The sequence below is a fragment of the Janthinobacterium sp. SUN073 genome, from assembly GCF_030397665.1.
Lineage (GTDB): Bacteria > Pseudomonadota > Gammaproteobacteria > Burkholderiales > Burkholderiaceae_D > Janthinobacterium.
Map to the genome: position 1 here is coordinate 1,552,839 of NZ_JAPUBT010000001.1, position 20,635 is coordinate 1,573,473.

The following is a 20,635-nucleotide window of genomic DNA, read 5'->3' on the forward strand; positions in this document are numbered from 1 at the left end:
ACATTGCGTCAACACTGGTACTGGGGTCAGACCCCCAATACCGCTGACATCAAGCTCCGAGTCAACATATCCGGGGGTCTGACCCCAGGGTTGAAGACTGCGGTCAAATCGCCAGCAATTCGCGCGCATGCTTGCGCGTGGTGGCCGTGATTTCCAGGCCGCCCAGCATGCGCGCCACTTCTTCCACACGGGCCTTGGCGTCGAGCACGTCGATGCGCGACGCCGTCTTGCCATTGTCCAGGGTGCTTTTTGCCACCTGGAAATGCTGGTTCGCCTGGCTGGCCACTTGCGGCAAATGGGTCACGCACAGTACTTGCCGTCCCTGCCCCAGGCGTTTCAGCAGCCGCCCCACGACTTCGGCGACGGCGCCGCCGATACCGCTGTCGACTTCGTCGAAGATCAGGGTCGGCGTGGTGGTGGCGTGCGAGGTGATGACGGAAATGGCCAGCGCGATGCGCGCCAGTTCGCCGCCGGACGCCACCTTGGCCAGCGAGCGGGGCGCCGTGCCCGCATGGCCGGCGACGAGGAATTCCACTTGCTCGAGGCCGTGCGCGGCCGGTGCGCACGGGTGCAGGGCGATCTCGAAGCTGCCGCCCGTCATGCTCAGTTCCTGCATGGCGCGCGTGACGGCGTGCCCCAGCTCCAGGGCGGCGGCGCGGCGCGTGTCGGACAAGCGCTCGGCCACGCCGCGGTACTCAGCCTCGATCTTCGCTTCCTGGCGCAGCAAGCCCTCGATGTCGGAAGCGTCCGCCAGGTGCTGCAGCTTTTCCGACAGCCTGGCGTGTTCCTCGGGTAGTTCTTCTGGCGTGACGCGGAATTTGCGGGCCGTGCTGTGCATGGCTTCCATGCGCGCGTCGAGCTGGTGCAGACGCTCCGGGTCCAGCTCCACGCGGTCCAGGTAGTTGTTCAACGCGTACACGGATTCCTGCAGCTGGATGCGCGACGATTCGATCAGGTCGACGATCGGCTGCAATTCCGCATCGACGGACACCAGCTTGCCCAGCTTCTGATTCAGGGCCGACAGTTGCGACACGATCGGGTGGTCTTCCGACTCGGAAATGAGGGACAGCGCTTCCTGCGCCCCTTCCAGCAGGCTGGCCGCGTGCGACAGGCGGCTGTGCTCGTTCGTGATCTCCGTCCACTCGCCCGGCTTGGCGGCCAGTTTTTCCAGTTCGCCCACTTGCCATTCCAGGCGTTCGCGCTCGTACAGCACGTTGGCGGCGTTGGTTTCGAATTCTTCGCGCTGGCGCACAAGGGCGCGCCAGCGCTTGTGCAGCGCCGCCACCTGCCGCGCATCCTGCTCCACGCCCGCTTCGCGCGCCGTCGCCTGGCCGTCGAGCAGGGCGCGCTGCGCCTCGCTTTTCAGCAGCGACTGGTGCGCGTGCTGGCCGTGGATATCGACCAGCATGTCGCCCAGTTCGCGCAACTGCGCGGCCGTGGCGGGAATGCCGTTGATATACGCCTTCGAGCGGCCCGCATTGTCGATCACGCGGCGCAGCAGGGCGCCGCCATCGTCGTTGGCAAATTCGTTGGCCACCAGCCAGGCCTGCGCCACCTCGCTGACGGAAAAATCAGCCGTGATGTCGGCCTTGGCCGCACCTTCGCGCACCACGCTGGCGTCGCCGCGCCCGCCCAGGGCCAGGGTCAGCGCATCGATGAGGATGGACTTGCCGGCGCCCGTCTCCCCCGTCAGCACGCTGAAGCCAGCGGAAAATTCCAGTTCAATGGTATCGACAATGACAAAATCGCGAATGGACAGTGTATGGAGCATGGCTTCTGTGGTTAGGCGGCGCACCGCGGGTTAGCGTGGAGAAAATGTTAGCTGAGCTTGCCCTCGCCCGACGGGTACTCATTCCAGTGCAATTTTTCACGCAGGGTGTTGTAGTAACTCCACCCTTCCGGATGCAGGAAGGTAATCGTGTGCGGCGAACGGCGGATGAGGATGCGGTCTTGCTGCACCAGGCTGGCAAAGGTCTGCATGTCGAAATTGACGCTGATATCGCGCCCGCGCACGATTTCCACCACGATCTGGCTGGAGTCGGGCAAGACGATGGGCCGGTTCGACAGCGCATGCGGGGCAATCGGCACGAGCACGATGCCGCCCAGGGTCGGATGCAGCAAGGGGCCGCCGGCCGACAGCGAGTACGCGGTCGAGCCCGTGGGCGTGGAAATGATCAAGCCATCCGAACGCTGGTTGTACATGAAGTGACCATCGACTTCGACGCGCAATTCGGCCATGCCGGCGCCGCCGCCGCGCGAGACGACGACATCGTTGACGGCCATGCCCACGTGTATCGACTCGCCGTCGCGCAGCACGCTGCCTTCGAGCAAGGTGCGGCGTTCGGCCTTGAAACGGCCACCGAGAATTTGCGCCAGTACGGGCAGCATGCGCTCGAGCGGGATATCGGTCATGAAGCCCAGGCGTCCTTGATTGATACCGATCAAGGGGACATCGAATGGCGCCAGCTGGCGCGCGATGCCCAGCATGGTGCCGTCGCCGCCCATGACGATGGCGCAATCGGCGGCGGCGCCGATCTCGGCCGGCGACATAGCGCGCACGCCGGGAAACGCCAGGTTCAGATGCGCGGCCGTCTCCGCCTCGAAGACCACCGTGTGGCCCAGCACTTGCAGGAAATCGACGATGCTTTTCACGGGTTCGGCAATGCCATCCGTATTCTGGCGCACGACCAGGGCGATGGTCTTGGCGCCCAGGTTGAAGCGCTCGCCCGGGGCTGGCAAGGTCGCGGCTGGCTGTTCGGCACGTTGTTCGGCGTGTGTATCGACGGGCATAAGAGTCTCGGTAGTGAATTCGGTGGCAAACCGCCCCAGGCTGTCGCGTCGCACGCCGGCATCGCATGATACTGTATATATGCACAGTATAGTGCGGCTGCCGTGTGCCCGCAAGGGGCGTTCTTGGTGTTGCACGCAGTGTAGCGCAGAAAAAGAATCGTCCATGCGTGCGCCAGCGCTCCCAGCTCGGACAAATCCGCTTGCAGGCGGCCTGGCGCGGCAGGACACTGCTTGTACTTACTGTCAGGAGGCCATATGGTTAGCCAGCATAGCGAACGCAAGATCAATACCGATGAAAAGGTCCAGAATGACGGTGTCGACCGCCTGCCGCACGAGCGCGACGAATCGCCCGATGCGCAAAACGTGCGCCCGCGCAAAATCATGCAACAGGCGGCCAGCGACCTGGAACGCGGCCTGGTCGACACGGACCGCCACGCCCAGCCCGGCGTGGAAAAGGTCAAGCCGGCCGCGCCGCGACAAGCCCGCCCCGATGGGCAACTGGAACCAAAGAAGGCGCGCTGAATCGAACTGTCGCGGGCCTCGCATGCTCCCACAGTGTGACGCAACGAACGGAAGCGGCAAGCCCCGGCGCGCATGATGGACGCTCGAACCACGCAAGGAGTACATCATGAAAAAAACAGGATCAGCCGTCTGGAGTGGCGGCCTTAAAGATGGCAAAGGATTCTTTTCCACCGAAAGCGGCGCGCTCGACAATGTGGCATATGGCTTCAACACGCGCTTCGAGGACGGTCCCGGCAGCAATCCGGAAGAACTGATCGGCGCCGCCCATGCCGCCTGCTTCACCATGGCCCTGTCCGGCCAGCTGGGCGAGGCGGGCTTGCGCGCCACGGCCCTGAAAACCACGGCCGATGTCAGCCTGGAAAAAATCGATGGCAGCTATGCCATCACGGCCGTCCACCTGACCCTGGTGGCCACCATTCCCGGCGCCACTGACGCAGCGTTCCAGGATGCGGCACTGCGCGCCAAGCTCGGTTGCCCCGTGTCCAAATTGCTGGCCACGGAAATCACCTTGGACGCCCGTCTGGAGTAAATCCAGAGGCACCCAGGTCACCGTCCGCTGCTGTCCTGCACCAGGGCAGCCGGGGCGGTCTCGGCAAGAAAGCCATAAACCGCATAAAATCCTGTCATTCCCCTATCACCATCAAGGATTTACGATGCGTATTTTGCACACCATGTTACGGGTCGGCGACCTGCAGCGCTCCATCGATTTTTACACCAAGGTCCTGGGCATGAAGTTGCTGCGCACCAGCGACAATCCTGAATACCAGTACACGCTGGCCTTCGTCGGCTATGGCTCGAACCCCGACCACGCGGAACTGGAACTGACGTATAACTATGGCACCACCAGCTACGAGCTGGGCACGGCGTATGGCCACATCGCCATCTCGGCCGACGATATCGTCGCCGCCTGCGACGCGGCACGGACGAATGGCGGCAACGTCACGCGCGAACCGGGCCCCGTGAAAGGCGGCAATACCGTCATCGCCTTCATCACCGATCCGGATGGCTACAAGATCGAATTGATCGAACGCAAGTTCGACGGCCAGGGCGGCGGCCTGTAAGACCTCAGCCTGGCTCGGCGGCCTTGGCAATGGCCGCGCGCAGCCAGGCGATGCCCGCATCACCATCCGTGCGGCGGTGCCGTATCACTTCAAATGCAAATGGCGCGATGGCAAATGGCACAGAGTGCTGTGCCAACCCCTGCGCCGCGCTGCCGTGCAAGGCGCGCCGCGCCACCGTCAGTATCAAATCCGTCCCCATCACGACATCCGCTGCTACCGTCCAGTACGGCACGCGCACGGCGATGCGGCGCGCCTGGCCCAGCTGTGCCAGCGCCGCATCCACTTCGGCGGCCATGCCACCCTCGCCGGATGCCACCAGCACATGCGGGCGCGCCAGGTAGGTCTCCAGACTCAGCGCTTCACCCGGCGCCAGGCTGGCCGGGTCCAGCGCGCACACGAACGTTTCCTCGAATAGGGTTTCTCTATGTAACTGCTCAGGCAGTTGCGGGAACACGCCCAGCGCCAGGTCGATCTCGCCATCCTGCACGCCAGCGATCACGGCAGGACGGCTGGCGTAGCTGACGGCCAGGTCGATGCCGGGCGCTTCCACGCGCAAGCGGCGCAGCAAAGCGGGCAAGAGCAACGCCGCGCCGTAATCCGACATGGCCAGGCGAAACACGCGCTGCGCCGTGGCCGCCTCGAAAACGGCGCCGCCCAGCACGGAACGCACGCTTTGCAGCGCTTCGGCCAGCGGCCGCGCCAATGCCAGTGCGCGCGCCGTCGGCTGGAAGCCGCCCTTGCCGCGCATCAGCAGTGGATCGTCGAGCAGATGGCGCAGGCGCGCCAGCGCATGGCTGACGGCAGGCTGGCTCATGTGCAAGCGTTCGGCCGCGCGCGACAAATGGCGCTCGCTGAGCAGCGCTTCCAGGATCACCAGCAAGTTCAAATCGACGGCGCGCAGATTATTCATTTGGTGCATAGTTGGATGACAAACTACGAATTGGATTTAATGATGACAGCATAATACGATGACTCCATCAACTCAACACGCAGGGAGTCGCACATGAATGGATGGATCACCTTGTTTGCCCCGCTGGCCATGCTGGCCGGCGCCGTCGTCCCCTTCCAGGCAGGCGCGAATGCCGCGCTGGGCCGCAACCTGGGCCACCCGTTGTGGGCCACCCTCGCCTCGCTGGCCGTCAGCGCCATGCTGGCCTCGCTGGTGATGCTGCTCTGGCGGGTGCCGGCGCCCGATGTCCAGCTCGCCATGCGGGGACCGGGCTGGTCCTGGCTGGGCGGCGCGGCCGGCGTGTTTTACATTACGGCCGCGCTGATGCTGGCGCCGCGCATGGGGTCCGGCCCCTTCATGGCGGCCGTCATCGGCGGGCAAATGCTGGCCGCGCTGGCCATCGACCGCTACGGCTTGCTGGGCTTTGCCGTCAAGCATATTTCTCCGCTGCACTGGGCCGGCGCGGGCTTGGTGGTGGCCGGCGTGATCCTCACGCAAGTGGCCAACAGCCGCGCTGTATAAGCGGGTGCCAGGGCGAAAAAAAACCAGCGCCGTCACCGGTGCTGGTTTGCATTCAGAGCAAGATCGCGCTTACTTGTCGAGCAAGGCATTGACGGGCATCAAATCCGTTTCCTTCAGGGTGCCGGCCGCGGCCTTCAGGCGCAAGCCGTTCATGATGGTGTCGTAACGGGCTTTCGACAGGTCTTTTTGCGTCGAGAACAATTGTTTCTGTGCATTCAAGACGTCGATATTGATGCGCACGCCCACTTGATAACCGAGCTGGTTCGATTCCAGCGCCGATTTGCTCGACACTTCCGCCGCTTCCAGCGCCTTGACCTGGGCCAGGCCGCTGTTGACGCCAAGGAAAGCCTGGCGCGCGCCCTGCGATGCCGTGCGGCGGGCCGTTTCCAGGTCGTTGCGGGCCTTGTTTTCCAGCGCAATCGATTCGCGCACTTTGCTGGTGACGGCAAAACCGCTGAAGATCGGGATGCTCCACTGCACGCCGATGGCATTATTGTTGTTGCCGTTGCCATTGCCGCCCCCCGAGGAATAGGTATGGCCAGCGTTGGCGATCAGGTCCAGGGTCGGGTAGTGGCCGGCGCGGTTGCGGCCGATGTCGCGCTTGGCCGATTCCACGTTGAACTGGGCCGTGACGACGCCGTAGTTCTGCTCTTCCGCCGAGCTCACCCACGGATCGATGGCGGCCGGTTCCGGCGCGCTGAGGACCACGCCCGTGCGCATCGGCGCCAGCGATGTCGGGGCCTCGCCGATGATGGTTTGCAGCGCGCTGCGCTTATTGGCCAGGTCATTGATGGCGGCAAATTCCTGCGCCACCACCAAGTCGTAGGCCGCCTGCGCTTCATGCGTGTCGGTAATCGTTTGCGTGCCGACTTCGAAATTGCGCTTGGCCGATGCCAGCTGCTCCGTCGTGGCGACCTTTTGCGCCTGCGTCGCGCCCAGGTTGTCTTGCGCGCTGAGCACGTCGAAATAGGCCTGCGCCACGCGCGTGATCAGATCTTGCTGTACTTGAGCAAATTGCGCTTCGGCTATCGCTTGCGCCAGTTTGCTTTGCTGATAGGTTTCCCAGCGGTCCCAGCGGAACAGCGGCTGCGCCAGGGTCAGGTTGTAGCTGTTCGTGCGCACGTTCACGGATGGCGAGGTGATCTTGTTGCCGCCATTGTTCTGGACGATTTGCTCCTGATTGCCGCGCGTATTGCTGCCCGAAGCGGAGATTTGCGGCAGCAAGCCTGCCATGCCCTGCGGAACCCGCTCCATCCCGGCCGACAGCGCCGCGCGCGCACTGGCGTACTGCGCGTCATTGGCCAGCGCCTGCTGGTACACCTGGATGAGATCGGCCGCCTGCGCTTGCAGCGAGCATGTCATCGAGACAAAGGCGCTGGTCATCAGCACGGCGATAAGGGGTTTCCGCATTGCATTTCTCCGTTGGAGTCGTCAAAAGTTGATGGAATCAAAAATCTGCTACCGCTGGCCTTGCACCCGCCGGATGAGCGGGGTACAGGCCTCCGCAGGCATGCAGGAAAACATGCCTGGGTGCATCTACTGCAAGTGACTTAGTATGTAGGCATTGCGCTGTCGACTTGCAGCGCCCAGGCATGCACGCCGCCCGTCAAATTACTGATCTTGCCAAAACCATTGCGCTCCAGGAAGGCCGCCACTTGCATGCTGCGCATGCCGTGATGGCAGATGCAGACGATCTCGGCATCTTCATCGAGGTCATCGATGCGCGCAGGAATCGAATTCATCTGCATCAGGGTGGCACCGTCGAGGTGGCACAGGTCGAACTCCCACTGTTCCCGCACGTCCAGCAAAAACGGGGGCGGGCGGGAAGGGTCAGCCAGCCAGGCGGCCAGCTGCGGTGCACTCAAATGCTCCATCGAATCGGTCGCCTCAGAACTGGAAATGCGACGGTGCCACCGCTTGCAGCGGCGTGACATTGGTTTCAAACAGCTTGCGCGTGTCGTAAGCCTTGTCCGAGCTGCGCGTGATCAGATGCGCCGACATGATCGGCGCTTCGCCGATGATGGCCAGGATGCGGCCGCCGACTTTGACTTGTTGCAACAGTGCTTCTGGCAACACGGCCAGGGCACCGGACACGACGATCACGTCGTACGGTGCGCCCTTGCTCCAGCCCTGGGCGCCGTCGCCCAGTTCCACGGTCACGTTCGTCACGCCGTTGGCGGCCAGGTTCTGCTCGGCCAAGGTTTTCAATTGGGGAACGATTTCCACGCTCGTCACATGGCGTGCCTTGTGCGCCAGCAAAGCGGCCATATAGCCGCTACCAGTGCCGATCTCCAGCACATTTTCATGCTTCTTGACGGCTACGTCTTGCAAAATGCGCGCTTCCAGCTTTGGCGTCAACATGCATTCGCCGCCGCCCAGTGGAATTTCCGTATCGACGAAGGCCAGGTTTTTATAGGCGACCGGCACGAAATCTTCACGCTTGACCACGTTCAACAGCTCCAGCACGTCGAGATCCAGTACGTCCCATGGACGGATCTGCTGTTCGATCATATTGAAGCGGGCTTGTTCGATATTCATCTTTGGACTCGGTAAGTGAAGTAATAATCCGCCATTTTATCGTTGAACTGGCTGAAAGCACATGTTAACCATAAAGGCGGGGAATGGAGGAAATTTGCGACGATCTGCAGATTTGGGGGGGCGAACCTTGGAAAAGGGGCAACTGAACGGTTGTAGCCAGGCCCGGCGCATCAGCTTTTTCCGGGCGCCTCCACCTGCAGGCTGCGCACGCTCATGTCGATAAACGCATCCATGTAGGCGAGCGGATCGATATTCTTGACCTCGCATGGCAGGTAAGAGTGCGTCCACATCATGAGCATGGTGACGGGTGCGCTGAGGATGGTGCTGACCAGCACGGGATCGACCTGGCGGAATTCGCCGCGCTGCATGCCCCGTTCCAGCAGGCTGACGATCAGCGCATTGCCGCGCGTGACGACTTCTTCGTTGTAAAACTGCGCCAGTTCCGGGAAATTGTTCGCTTCGGCCAGCATCAGCTTGGTCAAGCCGGCCAGTTTGGTGGCGCCGAACTCTTCCCACCACTGCATCATCACCTTGCGCAACAACTCGGCGCTGCTGCTGTCCGAAGCGGCCATGCTGTCTTCCGCCTCGCCGATCGACTGCACGATATTGTCGCGCACCACGGCCTTGAACAGCTCTTGTTTATTCTCAAAGTACAGATACAAGGTGCCTTTCGACACGCCGGCCCGCTTGGCCACATCCTCCAGGCGCGTCGATGCGAAGCCCCGTTCGACAAACAGGTCGAGGGCGGCGGCGAGCAATTCCTGCGGGCGGGCATCCTTGCGCCGCTCCCAGCGGGGCTTGGTATCAATCGGGGCTTGCATGTATCTTTCCAAGTAACTTACTTTTGAGTCATTAATAGTAGACCTGTCTACCGCCAAGGTCAAGCGCTGGCCATGTGCGCAGCACGGAACACTGCCGGGCATGCCGAACACGGGTATTGTACGCTCCGTGCTGGCGTTGGCGACACCTCCTCTGGCACCGGACCTGCGGCGCCGGGTGAACCAGAATGCGTTTCAGCCCCCGTTTTGCGCAGTTCATCGCATTTCCACTCAGCAAGCGTGTCCGATTTGCTATCTTGCCATCGACAGCACGGCAGCCGCGGCGCGGCAGCCGGCTTTTTTCTTGTCCTGAACTACAACAATCATAAAGGAAACACCATGCGTACCTTGCTGGCCCTGTGCTGTGCCGTTACCCTTGGCGGTTGCGCCATCGTCATCAACCCCAACGATGGCGAAGTGCGCTATGCAGAATCGGGCGGCAATGCCATCCAGGGCAACGAGCAAGTGAGCCGCGACGTGCGCCAGGTCAGCACCATCAACACGCTCGACATCGACAGCATGAAGCGCATCGATATGAAAATCGATGTGCGCGTCGGGCCGGCAACCTCGCTGGTGATCGAAGCGGACAGCAATCTGCAGCCGCGCATCCATAGCGAAGTGAGCGGCAATACCCTGCGCATCTGGAGCGATGCGAATATTCGCAGCAGCAATGGTATCCACGTCATCTATACGACGCCACAATTGAAGAAGATCAACATCTCCGGCTCGGGCCGCCTGGTGGCCAGTGGTTTCAATGGCGAAGATTTCAGCCTGGAGCAGCGCGGTTCGATGAAGAGCGAATTGTCGGGCACGGTGGGACGCTTCGACGTGGCCAACAATGGCTCGGGCAGCATCAACGCGGCGGCCCTCGTCAGCGGCAACACGGACGCGGTGCAGAACGGTTCAGGCAACATCCAGTTGGGCAGCCTGCGCGGTGAACGCATCAACGTGGCCCTTAACGGCTCGGGCAGCATCAGCGCCAGCGGCACCGTGCAGCGCCTCGACGCCAACGTGAATGGCTCGGGCGATATCAACCTGGCGGCCCTGCGCAGCGACGTTGCCTATCTGGCGAGCAATGGTTCCGGCGACATCGACGTCACCGTCCAGAATGAAGTCAATGCCCGCACCAGCGGTTCCGGCCGCATCACCGTGCATGGCGATCCGGCCCGCCGCACCCTGTCGGGCAAGCGCGTCAGCATCGTGCGCTAATCGCGTTCCTGGCGAGACACGGGGGCCGGCTTGCTATACTGTCGGCTCCTCACCCGCCCGTCTGAAATCCCATGTCACCTTCTGCCACCCTGGCATGCCGGCCATCCTGCGGCGCCTGCTGCACCGCACCGTCCATCACCAGCCCGATTCCCGGCATGCCGGATGGCAAGCCTGCGGGCGTGCGCTGCGTGCAGCTGGCCGACGACAACCGCTGCAAGATCTTTGGTCAGCCGGAGCGGCCCGCCTTTTGCGGCGGCCTGCAGCCGTCCGAGGACATGTGCGGCAGCAGCCGCGAACACGCGGTGCGCTGGCTGGACGAGCTGGAACGGCTGACGGCACCCTGAGCGGCGGCGCCACCCGCGGCCCTGCCCGCCTTGCGCTTATCGCGCGTCCCCGGCTTCTTCGGCGTCGCGCTGGCGCTTGTACTCCAGCAACGTGGCAATCGCCAGATAGATCGACAACAGGCACACGGAATCGCGTGCATCGCTCCAACCCAGCGTGCCTTGGCGTATCCAATGCAGCCCGTTCAACACGATCACCATGCCCAGGATGGACCATCCATTACGGCGCATCGCGCGGCCCAGCAAGCTTGCCTTGAAAGAGGTAATTGAAAACATGGCTTCCCTTATTTCATTCCATTTTTTACAACACTAACAGAATTTATATCTTTTCGGCAATATTTTACGGCGCCATGCCGTACGCTTGACTCCGATTACACGTTTGCGTATATTCATGCACATTCCTGCACGTTTTAGAAATATACCCATGTCCGCCACCCTGCTCCTCAAACAACGCCATGCGCTGATCCAGCAACAATTGCACGCCGACGGCCGCGTGCTGGCGCTGGACCTGGCGCGCCAGCTCGATGTCTCTGAAGATACGATACGGCGCGACCTGCGCGAGATGGCGGCGGCCGGCCTGTGCCAGCGCGTGTATGGCGGCGCCCTGCCGCTGGCGCCCGATGGCGGCACCCTGACGCAGCGCAAGCAGGAAGCGCCGGAACGCAAGGCGCGCCTGGCGCAAGCCGCCGTGTCCCTCGTGCGCGCGGGCCAGGTGCTGTTCCTCGATGCGGGATCGACCAACCTGGCCATCGCTGGCGCCTTGCCAGAGTTGGCGCTCACTGTCGTCACGAATGCACCGTCCATCGCCATGTTGCTGATGGAACGCCCGGAAATCGAACTGATCATGGCTGGCGGCAGGGTCGACCGCCGCGCTGGCGCCAGCCTGGGGCCGCAGGCGCTGCGCACCGTCGAGCGCATGCATCCCGACCTGTGTTTCCTCGGTGCCTGCGGCGCCGACGCGGACGCGGGCGTGACAGCGTTCAACTACGACGAGGCCGAATTCAAGCGCAGCATCGCTGGCGCCAGCAAGGCCGTCGTCGTCGCCGTCACCAGCGACAAGCTGGGCACGGCCGCGCCCTTCGGCGTGCTGGCCACGGGCTTGCTGCAGCACCTGGTGCTGGAAGCCAATGCCGATGCGGTCCATGTGGCCGCCTTTGAACGGCTGGGCGTGCAAGTGCTGCGCGCCCGCGCCTGATTTTATCCACCCGACTCTTGAAAAGCTCTCCCATGCATCTCACCGGTACCCTGCAACAACGCGCCACGCGCCTGGTCTTTTTTGCCGCCGGCCTCGGCATGGCCGCCTGGGCACCTTTAGTTCCCTACGCCAAGTCGCGCCTGGGCCTCGATGAAGCCACCCTCGGCATCTTGCTGCTGTGCCTGGGCGCCGGTTCGCTGTGCGCCATGCCGTTTACGGGCATGCTCACGGCCCGCTTCGGCTGCCGCAAGGTCATCGTTGGCGCCGGCCTGTTGTTGATCGCCATCCTGCCTGGCCTGGCGCTGGCCGCCACGCCGCTGCAACTGGGCCTGGTGCTGCTGGTGTTCGGCGCAGCCATGGGCACGTTTGACGTGGCCATCAACATCCAGGCCGTGATCATCGAAAAAGCCAACGGCGGCGCCATGATGTCGGGCTTTCATGCGCTGTTCAGCGTGGGCGGCTTCGCCGGCGCGGCCTGCATGGCCCTGCTGCTGTGGCTGGGCCTGACACCGGCCTGGTCCTGCGTGGTGGTGATGCTGCTGCTGTGCGGCGTGCTGGGCGCGGCGCAAGGCCATCTGCTGCCGACGGCGTCAGCCTCGGGCGAAAAGACGCCGCTGTTCGTCATGCCGCATGGCGCCGTCATTTTCATCGGTCTGCTGTGCTTTATCGTCTTCCTGGCCGAAGGCGCGATTCTCGACTGGAGCGCCCTGTTCCTCACCACCACGCGCGGCGTGGAAGAAGCCAAGGGTGGCCTCGGCTACGCCGCCTTCGCCATCGCCATGACGGTGGGCCGCTTCACGGGCGACAAGGTGGTCAGCCGCTTTGGCGGAAAGCGGGTGCTTACTTTTGGCGGGCTGTGCGCGGCGGCCGGCTTCTTCCTCGCCGTGCTGGCGCCGCACGCCAGCCTGGCCATGCTTGGTTTCGTGCTGATCGGCCTGGGCGCGGCGAACATCGTGCCCATCCTGTTCACGGCCGCCGGCAACCAGCGTGCCATGCCGGCCAGCCTGGCGGTGGCGGCCATCACCACCATCGGCTATGCCGGCATCCTGGCCGGTCCGGCCGTCATCGGCTTCGTGGCGCACGCCACCAGCCTGAATATCGCCTTCGCCATGCTGGGCGCCGCCCTGCTGCTGGTGGCGGCCAGCGCGCGCCTGGTGGCGCCGGCAAAACAGCGTCCCTGATCCTCCTCCTGCCTGGCGGACGGCGCTAAAAAAGCACCGTCCGTCAGCGCCCAAATAAGGTCGGCAAGCCGCTGTCGTGGTAAGCTTCGACCCCGCGCGCATTGCTGGCGCCACGCGCTGACCCCATCCTGTCAATTACACCCGTACTTATACCCTTTTATACATCTATGGATCTCATTCTTGCGTTAAAAGCCATCATCATGGGGCTGGTCGAAGGTTTTACCGAATTCTTGCCGATTTCGTCCACCGGACATTTGATCCTTGCCGGCAGCCTGCTCGACTTTACCAAGGATGTCTCGAAAGAAGTCATGGATGTCTTCGAGATCGCCATCCAGGCCGGCGCCATCCTGGCCGTCTGCTGGGAATACCGCCAGCGCATCGGCAGCGTGCTGTCCACCTTCAGCACCGAGGTCAAGTCGCGCAAGTTCGTGCTGAACGTGGCCATCGCCTTCATCCCGCTGGCCGTTATCGGACTGGCCATCGGCAAGATGATCAAGCATGCGCTGTTCAAGCCCGTGCCCGTGGCCATGGCCTTCATCATCGGCGGCATCATCATCTTGCTGGTGGAGCGCCGCGCGCGCACCAATCCCGTCACCGTGCGCGTCAACTCGGTCGATGAAATGACGCCGCTCGACGCCTTGAAAGTGGGCTGCGCGCAGGCGTTTGCACTGATTCCCGGCACCAGCCGTTCCGGCTCGACCATCATCGGCGGCATGCTGCTGGGCCTGTCGCGCAAGACGGCTACCGAATTCTCGTTCTTCCTGGCCATCCCCACCCTGCTGGCCGCCACCTTCTACTCGCTGTATAAAGCGCGCGACATCCTGTCGGCCACCGACGTGCCCCTGTTCGGCCTGGGCACCGTGGCCGCCTTCATCTCCGCCTTCCTGTGCGTGCGCTGGCTGCTGCGTTACATCAGCTCGCACGACTTCACGTTTTTTGCCTGGTACCGCATTGTGTTTGGCTTGCTGGTCCTGGCCAGCGCCCACTACGGCTGGGTTGTTTGGGCAGAATAAGGCACTATGAATCAAGATCTTAACCAGCGCGCGCTGCACCTGCTGCAGACCGTTTTCGGCTATCCGGCCTTCCGCGGCCAGCAAGCCGACATCGTCGACCACGTCAGCCATGGCGGCGATGCGCTGGTGCTGATGCCCACGGGCGGCGGCAAATCTCTGTGCTACCAGATTCCTGCCCTGCTGCGCGATGGCGTGGGCGTCGTCGTCTCGCCGCTGATCGCACTGATGCAGGACCAAGTGGACGCGCTGGAGGAAGTCGGCGTGCGCGCCGCCTTCCTCAATTCCACGCAAACCTACGAAGAAGCGAGCCGCATCGAGCGCCTGGTGCGCACGGGCGGCATCGACGTCGTCTACGTGGCGCCCGAGCGCCTGATGACGCAGCGTTGCCTGGACCTGTTCCAGGCCTCGAAGATCTCCCTGTTCGCCATCGACGAGGCGCATTGCGTGGCCCAGTGGGGCCACGACTTCCGTCCCGAATACATCAAGCTGTCGGTGCTGCACGAGCAGTTCCCGGACGTGCCGCGCATTGCGCTCACCGCCACCGCCGACCCGCAGACGCGCGCCGAAATCGCCCTGCGTTTGCAGCTGGAAGATGCGCGCCAGTTCGTCTCGTCCTTCGACCGCCCGAACATCCGCTACCAGATCGTGGAAAAGGCGAATGGCCGCAAGCAGCTGCTCGACTTCATCAATACGGAACACACGGGCGACTGCGGCATCGTCTACTGCCTGTCGCGCAAGAAGGTGGAAGAGACGGCGGAATTTTTGAACCAGAGCGGCATCCGCGCCCTGCCGTATCACGCCGGCATGGAGTACGCCAAGCGCAGCGCCAACCAGGCGCGCTTCCTGCGCGAAGAAAACATCGTCATGGTCGCCACCATCGCCTTCGGCATGGGCATCGACAAGCCCGACGTGCGCTTCGTGGCGCATCTGGATCTGCCGAAAAGCATCGAGGGCTATTACCAGGAAACGGGGCGCGCTGGCCGCGACGGCATGGCCGCCAACGCCTGGATGGCGTACGGCTTGCAGGACGTGGTGCTGCAGCGGCGCATGATCGACGAATCGGAAGCGGAGGACACCTTCAAGCGCGTGCTGGGCGTGAAACTCGACGCCATGCTGGGCCTGTGCGAAACGCTCAGCTGCCGCCGCATGCGATTGCTCGAATACTTTGGCGAACCGGCTTCGCCATGCGGCAATTGCGACACTTGCCTGGTGCCGCCCGTGTCGTTCGACGGTACGGTGCCCGTGCAAAAACTGCTGTCGGCCATCTACCGCGTCGACCAGCGCTTCGCCGGCGGCCACGTGATCGACGTGCTGCGCGGCGTGGAATCGGAACGCATCAAGACCTGGCACCACGATTCGCTGTCCGTCTTCGGCATCGGCTCGGACCTGGGCGAAGCGGAATGGAAAGCGATCCTGCGCCAGGCCATCGCGCTGGGCCTCGTCTCGGTCGACCATGAACAATACAGCTCGCTGAAACTGACGGACGCTTCGCGCCCCGTGCTCAAGGGCGGCCAGAAAGTGCAGCTGCGCCAGTACCAGAAACCGGTGAAGACCAGCAAGCGCAGCACCAGCGTGGCGAAGGGCTATGTCGAGACGGATCTATCCACCAGCGAGCAGGCCATCTTCGACAAGCTGCGCTGGTGGCGCGTGGAGACGGCGCGCACGCACAATGTGCCCGCCTACGTCATCTTCGTCGACGCCACCCTGCGCGAAATCGCCAAGGCCAAGCCCACCTCGCTGGAGCAGATGCGCGGCGTGAGCGGCGTGGGCGAGAAAAAACTGGCCTCGTACGGCGACGAAATCGTCGCCATGATCCTGGAGATGATTTGATGGAAGCACTCTCGTCCGACCTGATTTACCAGGCCGTGAAACTGCTTGGCGCCCAGTCGGACGCCGACGACGCGGTGGAAGCGCAAGTCCGTGCCCTGGTCGGCGACGACCTCACCGTGCGCCGTTTGGCCGACGTGGTGCCGGAAGCCTTCGGCCTGGTGCTGGCATCGCACCTTCCCGGCGCCGAAAACATGACCTTGCCCGACACCTTCCGCGCCCAGGACGACGACGGCGAGTGGGTGGAATTCCCCTTGCGCCGCGAACCGATCTTTGTTGTCGCCCTGGACATCGCCCAGCATACCTTCCACAACGGCCCGCGCGCGCTGATGCAGAACCTGGCCGACCGCAGCTCCTTGCTGTCGGCCATCAACAAGGCCCTGAACGCGGGCGGCTCGCTCGATGGCACGACGCTTGGCCCGCCGTCCTTCTTCGGCCTGCCGGCATCTCTGTACCAGGCGGCATAATGAAAAACGGCGCCCGCAGGCGCCGTTTCAACGATTATCGTGCCAGCGGCACGCCGTCGGCATCGAGTACCGTCACCTCGCCCCAGCCCAGTTCGCGCACGCCCGCCTCGATCTTGCGCAGGTCGCCGATGACCAGCCACACCAGCTCGTCGGGCCGTACGAACCTGGCGCCGGCACTGGCCAGCTGCGCTTCGTCGAGCGTCCGCATCCTGGCCGAATAAGCGGACCAGTACGTGTCAGGCAAACCCTGGTTAAGACTCGTCAATGCCGCCGAATCGAGTGCTGCCAGGGTTTCAAAACGGCCCGCCAGGCGCGAGTTCATATTGCGCATGATGCTGTTGAACTCTTCGCCCTGCACCGGCCGCTCGCCCGCCACGCCGCGGATTTCCTTCGCCACTTCCTGCATCGCCTCGCGCGTCTTGTCCGTCTGTACTGGCGCCAGCACCATGAAGGCACGCTGGCCGCGTGGACGCGTCAGCACGCCGCTGGTGCCGTAGCTCCAGTGCTTGTCCAGCCGCAGATTGCGGTTCAGGCGCGAGGTGGCCATGCCGCCGAAGTTCTGCATCAAGGGTTCCATCGCCAGGTCTTCCGGCTGTCCCGGCGGCAGCGACAGGTGTGCGGCGACAATAGTCGATTGCGGCGCGTCGGGTTTGTCGATCAGGAAGACGCGCTTGCCCGCCGTGCGGCCCGGTGCGGCCAACGCCTTGGCTGGCGCGCTGCCGCCCTTCCAGCTGCCGAACGACGCTTCCAGTGCCGGCATCAGCTGCGCCAGCGTGGTGTCGCCTGTGACGATGAGGGTGGCGCTGCCCGGCTTGAACCAGGTGGCGTGCCATTGCGCCACGTCGGCGCGCGTCAGGCCTTGCACGCTGTTGACATCGCCCGAAGCGGGCCGGCCATAAGCGTTCTGCGTGCCATACAGAATAGCCGGCACGATGCGCATGGCCAGGCTGGTCGGCTGGGCCTTTTCCTGGCCGATCTGCGCCAGCCGGCGCTGCTTCTGCTGCGCGAACAGGTCCTCACCAAAGGCCGGCTGCAGGGCCGCGTCGGCCATCAGCGCCAGCGATGGCGCCAGGTTGCCCGCCGTCGATTGCAGACGCAGCAGGGACAGGTCGTCCAGCGAACTGCTGGACAGGCTGGCGCCCAGCGATTCAAGCGCGTCGGACAGCTGGAAGGCATTGCGCGTGCGCGTGCCCTTGTCGAGCAAATCCATGGCCAGCGACGCCGTGCCCGCCTTGGCGGCGCTATCCGAGGCGCTGCCCGCGTCGAGCGCCAGGGTCACGTTGACGATGGGCGCCGCGTGCCGCTGCAGCAGCACCACCTTCACGCCATTTTTCAGCTGCGCGCGCTCGATGGCGGGAAACGCCACGTCGGGCGGCGTGCCGAGGGCCGGCAGCAGCTTGCGGTCCAGCGTGGATTTTTCCGCCGCCAGCTGCGCGAACGGTTTGACGGTCATGGTGTGGCTGTAGCCATTGAGCCAGGCCGCGCCGCTGCGCCGGACTTGCTCCGGCGTGGCATTGGCGACCGCTTCCAGCTTGTCCAGATACGCTTCCGGCGTGGCGCCAAACGTCGCGTTCTCCGACAGCTGGTTGGCCCGACGGCCGAGACGCTCGTTGCCACGCGCCACTTCCGCCAGCGCGCTCGTCTTGACGCGCGCCAGCTCCGCTGCCGTCGGTCCCTGCACCAGCAACTGCCGCAGCACGCTCTCCATCTCGCGCTCGGCATCGGCGGGCGAGACGCCCGGCTTGACCGTCACGATGATATTGAAGGTGCTGCCCAGCTCTCCTTCGTTGACGCCCGCCTGGACGGATGTCGCCAGGCTTTTGTCGTACACCAGGCGGCGCACCAGGCGTGAGCTCTTCGACCCCGCAAGCACATCGGCCAGCAGCGACAGGCGCACCACCTCGGGGTCGCTGACCGCCGGCGCGTGGTAGCTGCGGTAGATGCGCGCCTGCGGCACGCGGTCTTCCATCTCGCTGCGGATATTGCTGTCCAGGCGCGGAATCCAGCTCTGCGTGCGCGGCAGCGGCGGGCCCGGCGGGATGGCGCCGAAATACTGCGTCACCAGCGCCAGAGCGCGCTCCGGCGTGATGTCGCCGGCCAGCGAAATGACGGCGTTGTTCGGGCCATAATAGGTGCGATACCACTGCTTGATATCGTCCAGCGAGGCCGCATTCAAGTCGTCCATGCTGCCGATCGTCGACCATGAATAGGGGTGCGAATACGGATACATCTGCGCGCTGATTTCTTGCCACACGCGGCCATACGGCTGGTTTTCGCCCTGGCGCTTTTCATTCTGCACCACGCCGCGCTCGCGCTCGAGCATCTCCTTCGAAATGTAGTTGCCCAGGTAGCCCATGCGGTCCGATTCCAGGTACAGGGTACGCTCGAGCGCGGACACGGGCACGTCTTCATAAAAATTGGTGCGGTCGCCATCGGTCGTGCCGTTGCGGTTGCTGGCCCCCAGGTCATCCATCGCTTCGCGGAAGCCATGCGGATAGTTTTCCGACCCGTTGAAGAAGAAGTGCTCGAACAGGTGCGCAAAGCCCGTCTTGCCACGCTGCTCATTGCGCGATCCCACGTGGTACCACAGGTTCACGGCCACCACGGGCACGCTGTGGTCTTCATGCACGATCAGGGTCAGGCCGTTCTTGAGCACGAATCTCTGCTGCTTGAGGGCGTAAGTGCTGCGCTGGAACGGCACCTGGGAGGCCGGCGCCGCTTTCACGGTCGCGGCCGGCGTGGCGGCATGCAGGGGAACGGCCATTTGCGCGGCGGCGGAAAGGGCCAGGGATATCAATAATTTCTGTTTCATTGCATTCCTGAAAAAAGAAAACTTCGCATGGGAAGATGCGGCGCAGTAGGCACCATGGCTGGCCGCAGCAGTGAAGTATTCTGCCAGATGTTTTGATAGCAAAGAATTATTTATTGCATTTTAGAAATCTCGCCCGGCGGGCGCCGGCACCCTTTGCATTTGCCCATAAAGGCGGTACGATCCTGCGATGGAAACCAAATGGCTGGAAGACTTCATCTCGCTCGCTGAAACGCATAATTTCAGCCGTTCCGCGGCCCTGCGCCACGTCACCCAGCCGGCCTTCTCGCGGCGCATCCAGTCGCTGGAAAACTGGCTCGGCATCGACCTGGTCGACCGCACCTCCTACCCCACGCGCCTGACGCCGGCCGGCGCCGTGTTTTACGAGCAGGCGCTGGAAATGCTGGGGCAGATCAACGGCGTGCGCGCCCTCTTGCGCGGCAAGCGGGCGGCCACGCAAACGAGCGTCGACTTCGCCGTGCCGCATACCCTGTCGCTGACCTTCATGCCGAAATGGCTGACGGCGCTGGAAGACGGTTTTGCGCCGATCAACAGCCGTTTGATGGCCCTGAACGTGCACGACGCCGTGCTGCAGCTGGTCGATGGCGGCTGCGACCTGCTGCTGTGCTATCACCATCCGCGCCAGCCGGTGCAGCTCGACCCGGGCCGCTACGACATGCTGGTGATGGGCCGCGAAACCGTGCGCGCGTATGCGCGCTGCGGCCAGGACAAGGTGCCGGACTTCGTCCTGCCTGGCAGCGCCAAGGAGCCGCTGCCCTTCCTCTCCTACACCAGCAATGCCTACCTGGGACGCATGGTGGAACTGCTGGTGGCCGACGCCAAGGCCCCCCTGTTCCTGGAAACCTGCTACGAAACAGACATGGCCGAAGGCCTCAAAATGATGGCGCTGGAAGGACGCGGCATCGCCTTCCTGCCCGAATCGGCCGTCATGCGCGACGTCAAATACAAGCACCTGGCGCGCGCCGACGGCGGTGCGCCGGGCTGGGAAATTGAGCTGGAAATCCGTTTGTACCGGGAACGCCCGTCAAGCCTGCGTCCCGGCAAGCAGATCGTCGAAAGCCTGTGGCAGTATCTGGTGCAGGCGCAGGAAAGCGCCGCACGCGGCGGAAAAAAACGCCGGCGCGCGGCTGTCACCGCAATTCCATCCTGATCTCCTAACTATGCAATAAATGCATAACCGGATGCGCACAAAGCATTGGCCGGGGCATGAGGCTATCGCCTACGATGCGGTTCCGCTGCGCGCAACTCAATTGACTGCGCCTACCACAGCATTTTTGAATGCCAGGAAAAATCGTAGCGAGCGGCAGTGATTTGTGGCCGAGAAGCGCAGCTGTACGAAGGTACAGCGAGCATCGCCGGCCGCAAAGCACGA

The 20,635-nt window shown here is 63.5% G+C and carries 21 protein-coding genes; 12 read left to right on the plus strand and 9 right to left on the minus strand.

Annotated elements, in window-relative coordinates; translation table 11 throughout:
• Window positions 1-103 precede the first annotated feature (103 nt).
• Window positions 104-1,771 (minus strand): DNA repair protein RecN, encoded by a 1,668-nt coding sequence (recN, locus tag O0882_RS07055; RefSeq protein WP_289946430.1) that lies wholly within the window; start codon window positions 1,769-1,771, stop codon window positions 104-106.
• A gap of 47 nt (window positions 1,772-1,818) precedes the next feature.
• Window positions 1,819-2,790, minus strand: coding sequence for an NAD kinase (locus O0882_RS07060; protein WP_232730743.1), 972 nt, complete (start codon window positions 2,788-2,790; stop codon window positions 1,819-1,821).
• A 255-nt stretch (window positions 2,791-3,045) separates the two neighbouring features.
• On the opposite strand from O0882_RS07060, the gene O0882_RS07065 reads away from it, so the two are divergent.
• The 3 genes from O0882_RS07065 (at window position 3,046) to gloA (ending at window position 4,373) form a co-directional block, all read left to right on the plus strand.
• Window positions 3,046-3,312, plus strand: coding sequence for a hypothetical protein (locus O0882_RS07065; RefSeq protein WP_289946433.1), 267 nt, complete (start codon window positions 3,046-3,048; stop codon window positions 3,310-3,312).
• 106 nt (window positions 3,313-3,418) lie between these two features.
• Window positions 3,419-3,841, plus strand: a complete 423-nt coding sequence (locus tag O0882_RS07070) for an OsmC family protein (protein WP_289946435.1) — start codon at window positions 3,419-3,421, stop codon at window positions 3,839-3,841.
• 124 nt (window positions 3,842-3,965) lie between these two features.
• Complete coding sequence (gene gloA, locus O0882_RS07075; protein ID WP_289946438.1) at window positions 3,966-4,373, plus strand: lactoylglutathione lyase; 408 nt, start codon at window positions 3,966-3,968, stop codon at window positions 4,371-4,373.
• Between the two features lie 4 nt (window positions 4,374-4,377).
• Here gloA and O0882_RS07080 read toward each other — a convergent pair whose 3' ends face one another.
• Window positions 4,378-5,283: a LysR substrate-binding domain-containing protein gene (locus tag O0882_RS07080; RefSeq protein ID WP_289946439.1), complete on the minus strand. Its 906-nt coding sequence runs from the start codon at window positions 5,281-5,283 to the stop codon at window positions 4,378-4,380.
• Window positions 5,284-5,376: 93 nt separating this feature from the next.
• On the opposite strand from O0882_RS07080, the gene O0882_RS07085 reads away from it, so the two are divergent.
• Entirely contained in the window at window positions 5,377-5,844 is a 468-nt protein-coding gene (locus tag O0882_RS07085) for a DMT family transporter (RefSeq protein WP_289946442.1), read from the plus strand.
• Window positions 5,845-5,913: 69 nt separating this feature from the next.
• Here the strand turns inward: O0882_RS07085 and O0882_RS07090 are convergent, their stop codons facing one another.
• The 4 genes from O0882_RS07090 to O0882_RS07105 all read right to left on the minus strand — a co-directional run bounded on the left by O0882_RS07090 (window position 5,914) and on the right by O0882_RS07105 (window position 9,203).
• Complete coding sequence (locus tag O0882_RS07090; protein ID WP_289946444.1) at window positions 5,914-7,254, minus strand: TolC family outer membrane protein; 1,341 nt, start codon at window positions 7,252-7,254, stop codon at window positions 5,914-5,916.
• Window positions 7,255-7,394: 140 nt separating this feature from the next.
• Window positions 7,395-7,718 carry a rhodanese-like domain-containing protein gene (locus O0882_RS07095; RefSeq protein WP_289946446.1) on the minus strand — a complete coding sequence of 108 codons (324 nt, stop codon included), beginning with the start codon at window positions 7,716-7,718 and terminating at the stop codon, window positions 7,395-7,397.
• A gap of 13 nt (window positions 7,719-7,731) precedes the next feature.
• Complete coding sequence (locus O0882_RS07100; protein WP_289946448.1) at window positions 7,732-8,382, minus strand: protein-L-isoaspartate O-methyltransferase; 651 nt, start codon at window positions 8,380-8,382, stop codon at window positions 7,732-7,734.
• Between the two features lie 170 nt (window positions 8,383-8,552).
• Window positions 8,553-9,203, minus strand: a complete 651-nt coding sequence (locus O0882_RS07105; protein ID WP_289946449.1) for a TetR/AcrR family transcriptional regulator — start codon at window positions 9,201-9,203, stop codon at window positions 8,553-8,555.
• A gap of 336 nt (window positions 9,204-9,539) precedes the next feature.
• On the opposite strand from O0882_RS07105, the gene O0882_RS07110 reads away from it, so the two are divergent.
• A complete protein-coding gene (locus O0882_RS07110; RefSeq protein WP_289946454.1) occupies window positions 9,540-10,409 on the plus strand; it encodes a head GIN domain-containing protein in 870 nt (289 codons plus the stop codon).
• A 71-nt stretch (window positions 10,410-10,480) separates the two neighbouring features.
• A complete protein-coding gene (locus tag O0882_RS07115; RefSeq protein WP_289946456.1) occupies window positions 10,481-10,753 on the plus strand; it encodes a YkgJ family cysteine cluster protein in 273 nt (90 codons plus the stop codon).
• 36 nt (window positions 10,754-10,789) lie between these two features.
• Here the strand turns inward: O0882_RS07115 and O0882_RS07120 are convergent, their stop codons facing one another.
• The gene (locus O0882_RS07120) at window positions 10,790-11,026 is read right to left on the minus strand and encodes a hypothetical protein (protein WP_289946458.1); all 237 of its coding nucleotides are present in this window, start codon (window positions 11,024-11,026) and stop codon (window positions 10,790-10,792) included.
• Between the two features lie 148 nt (window positions 11,027-11,174).
• On the opposite strand from O0882_RS07120, the gene O0882_RS07125 reads away from it, so the two are divergent.
• From O0882_RS07125 to O0882_RS07145, 5 genes are all read left to right on the plus strand, one after another.
• Window positions 11,175-11,945: a DeoR/GlpR family DNA-binding transcription regulator gene (locus O0882_RS07125; RefSeq protein WP_289946460.1), complete on the plus strand. Its 771-nt coding sequence runs from the start codon at window positions 11,175-11,177 to the stop codon at window positions 11,943-11,945.
• A 32-nt stretch (window positions 11,946-11,977) separates the two neighbouring features.
• On the plus strand, window positions 11,978-13,126 hold the full coding sequence (locus O0882_RS07130) for an MFS transporter (RefSeq protein ID WP_289946462.1): 1,149 nt from the start codon (window positions 11,978-11,980) through the stop codon (window positions 13,124-13,126).
• A 167-nt stretch (window positions 13,127-13,293) separates the two neighbouring features.
• Window positions 13,294-14,139 carry an undecaprenyl-diphosphate phosphatase gene (locus O0882_RS07135; RefSeq protein WP_289946464.1) on the plus strand — a complete coding sequence of 282 codons (846 nt, stop codon included), beginning with the start codon at window positions 13,294-13,296 and terminating at the stop codon, window positions 14,137-14,139.
• Window positions 14,140-14,145: 6 nt separating this feature from the next.
• A complete protein-coding gene (recQ, locus tag O0882_RS07140; protein ID WP_289946466.1) occupies window positions 14,146-15,969 on the plus strand; it encodes a DNA helicase RecQ in 1,824 nt (607 codons plus the stop codon).
• Entirely contained in the window at window positions 15,969-16,433 is a 465-nt protein-coding gene (locus O0882_RS07145; protein ID WP_289946467.1) for a hypothetical protein, read from the plus strand. The genes recQ and O0882_RS07145 overlap by 1 nt, the downstream gene beginning before the upstream one ends.
• Window positions 16,434-16,467: 34 nt before the next feature.
• Here O0882_RS07145 and O0882_RS07150 read toward each other — a convergent pair whose 3' ends face one another.
• The gene (locus tag O0882_RS07150) at window positions 16,468-19,245 is read right to left on the minus strand and encodes a pitrilysin family protein (protein WP_289946469.1); all 2,778 of its coding nucleotides are present in this window, start codon (window positions 19,243-19,245) and stop codon (window positions 16,468-16,470) included.
• Window positions 19,246-19,432: 187 nt separating this feature from the next.
• Here O0882_RS07150 and O0882_RS07155 point away from each other — a divergent pair, with 187 nt between their 5' ends.
• Window positions 19,433-20,413 carry a LysR family transcriptional regulator gene (locus O0882_RS07155; RefSeq protein WP_116745716.1) on the plus strand — a complete coding sequence of 327 codons (981 nt, stop codon included), beginning with the start codon at window positions 19,433-19,435 and terminating at the stop codon, window positions 20,411-20,413.
• Window positions 20,414-20,635: the final 222 nt, after the last annotated feature.

What these genes read in the sequence shown, in the direction of transcription:
- O0882_RS07080 (WP_289946439.1), bottom strand. Translation starts at nt 5,283, where the DNA reads ATGAATAATCTGCGCGCCGTCGATTTGAACTTGCTGGTGATCCTGGAA.
- O0882_RS07105 (WP_289946449.1), bottom strand. Translation starts at nt 9,203, where the DNA reads ATGCAAGCCCCGATTGATACCAAGCCCCGCTGGGAGCGGCGCAAGGAT.
- O0882_RS07130 (WP_289946462.1), top strand. Translation starts at nt 11,978, where the DNA reads ATGCATCTCACCGGTACCCTGCAACAACGCGCCACGCGCCTGGTCTTT.
- O0882_RS07065 (WP_289946433.1), top strand. Translation starts at nt 3,046, where the DNA reads ATGGTTAGCCAGCATAGCGAACGCAAGATCAATACCGATGAAAAGGTC.
- O0882_RS07070 (WP_289946435.1), top strand. Translation starts at nt 3,419, where the DNA reads ATGAAAAAAACAGGATCAGCCGTCTGGAGTGGCGGCCTTAAAGATGGC.
- O0882_RS07120 (WP_289946458.1), bottom strand. Translation starts at nt 11,026, where the DNA reads ATGTTTTCAATTACCTCTTTCAAGGCAAGCTTGCTGGGCCGCGCGATG.
- recN (WP_289946430.1), bottom strand. Translation starts at nt 1,771, where the DNA reads ATGCTCCATACACTGTCCATTCGCGATTTTGTCATTGTCGATACCATT.
- gloA (WP_289946438.1), top strand. Translation starts at nt 3,966, where the DNA reads ATGCGTATTTTGCACACCATGTTACGGGTCGGCGACCTGCAGCGCTCC.
- O0882_RS07095 (WP_289946446.1), bottom strand. Translation starts at nt 7,718, where the DNA reads ATGGAGCATTTGAGTGCACCGCAGCTGGCCGCCTGGCTGGCTGACCCT.
- O0882_RS07110 (WP_289946454.1), top strand. Translation starts at nt 9,540, where the DNA reads ATGCGTACCTTGCTGGCCCTGTGCTGTGCCGTTACCCTTGGCGGTTGC.
- O0882_RS07155 (WP_116745716.1), top strand. Translation starts at nt 19,433, where the DNA reads ATGGAAACCAAATGGCTGGAAGACTTCATCTCGCTCGCTGAAACGCAT.
- O0882_RS07060 (WP_232730743.1), bottom strand. Translation starts at nt 2,790, where the DNA reads ATGCCCGTCGATACACACGCCGAACAACGTGCCGAACAGCCAGCCGCG.
- O0882_RS07085 (WP_289946442.1), top strand. Translation starts at nt 5,377, where the DNA reads ATGAATGGATGGATCACCTTGTTTGCCCCGCTGGCCATGCTGGCCGGC.
- O0882_RS07150 (WP_289946469.1), bottom strand. Translation starts at nt 19,245, where the DNA reads ATGAAACAGAAATTATTGATATCCCTGGCCCTTTCCGCCGCCGCGCAA.
- O0882_RS07125 (WP_289946460.1), top strand. Translation starts at nt 11,175, where the DNA reads ATGTCCGCCACCCTGCTCCTCAAACAACGCCATGCGCTGATCCAGCAA.
- O0882_RS07090 (WP_289946444.1), bottom strand. Translation starts at nt 7,254, where the DNA reads ATGCGGAAACCCCTTATCGCCGTGCTGATGACCAGCGCCTTTGTCTCG.
- O0882_RS07115 (WP_289946456.1), top strand. Translation starts at nt 10,481, where the DNA reads ATGTCACCTTCTGCCACCCTGGCATGCCGGCCATCCTGCGGCGCCTGC.
- recQ (WP_289946466.1), top strand. Translation starts at nt 14,146, where the DNA reads ATGAATCAAGATCTTAACCAGCGCGCGCTGCACCTGCTGCAGACCGTT.
- O0882_RS07100 (WP_289946448.1), bottom strand. Translation starts at nt 8,382, where the DNA reads ATGAATATCGAACAAGCCCGCTTCAATATGATCGAACAGCAGATCCGT.
- O0882_RS07135 (WP_289946464.1), top strand. Translation starts at nt 13,294, where the DNA reads ATGGATCTCATTCTTGCGTTAAAAGCCATCATCATGGGGCTGGTCGAA.
- O0882_RS07145 (WP_289946467.1), top strand. Translation starts at nt 15,969, where the DNA reads ATGGAAGCACTCTCGTCCGACCTGATTTACCAGGCCGTGAAACTGCTT.